Source organism: Labedella populi (genome assembly GCF_004078655.1).
In the GTDB taxonomy this organism is placed as follows: Bacteria; Actinomycetota; Actinomycetes; order Actinomycetales; family Microbacteriaceae; genus Labedella; species Labedella populi.
This window is the reverse complement of sequence record NZ_RZNC01000012.1, coordinates 1-1,078: the sequence shown is the minus strand read 5'-3', so window position 1 is coordinate 1,078 and position 1,078 is coordinate 1. Positions and strand designations below refer to the sequence as shown.

The following is a 1,078-nucleotide window of genomic DNA, read 5'->3' as shown; positions in this document are numbered from 1 at the left end:
TGATAGAAGACAACGGGTAGTAGTAGATGGGGAGGCTTCTAATTGGAAATCTGTTTTGAGTGGGGTACCACAAGGATCAGTATTGGGACCTTTATTATTCCTAGTATATATTAATGATTTGGATGATGACATAACAAGCAAGGTGCTGAAATTTGCAGATGATACAAAGGTGTTCAGAAAGGTTAAACATGATGGCGATAAACAGCGTTTACAGGACGATTTAGACAAGTTAATCAAATGGTCTGAAAAATGGCAGATGTTATTTAATTTTGGTAAATGTAAATGCCTCCACACTGGACATGGGAACAAAGATGTACACTATAAAATGGGGGGTACTGTTCTTAGCACTACCACAACAGAAAAGGACTTAGGGGTAATAATTAGTGCCGATATGAAGGTTTCAGAGCAGTGCGGAATTGCAGCATCAAAGGGAAATCAAATGCTTGGGTTAATTAGGAGAAATATAGCGTATAAGGAAAAAGAACTAATAATACCACTGTATAAAGCAATAGTTAGGCCTCATTTGGAATACTGTATACAAGCGTGGAGACCTTATCACAAGAAGGACATAGATATGCTAGAAAGAGTACAGAGGAGAGCAACTAAAATGATTACAGGACTGAGAGACCGTAGTTACATGGAACGCCTAAAAGAGTGTGGATTGACAACACTAGAGACCAGGAGATTAAGAGGAGATCAGATTGAAGTTTTCAAGATATTGAATGGTTACGAAAATATTGACAGAAGTATATTTTTTTCAATTAAGAAAGATCGAAGGACTAGAGGACATGAAGTAACATTAGTAAAGGACCAGTGTAGATTAGATATCAGAAAGTATTCATTTTCACAAAGGACTATAAATGAATGGAACAGATTATCTATTGATTGTGTGGGTGCTAATAGTGTGAATATGTTTAAAAACAACATCGACAAATACCTCAGAAGGGCGGGATATACATAGATAATAACGGTTGGACTCTCGATAAGCCGGAGGCTTCCTTGTCCACTTGCCATCTAGAGTTATTCTCAGGTGGCAATCTTGTTAAATCTTGTTAAATCTTGTTAAATCTTGTTAAAT

General features: G+C 36.7%; 1 protein-coding gene. It reads left to right on the top strand.

The window, feature by feature from the left end; all coding sequences use genetic code 11:
• Positions 1-961, top strand: a 961-nt coding sequence (locus ELQ92_RS16145) for a reverse transcriptase domain-containing protein (RefSeq protein WP_128500322.1), incomplete at its 5' end; no start/stop codon positions are given.
• Between the last annotated feature and the right edge of the window lie 117 nt (positions 962-1,078).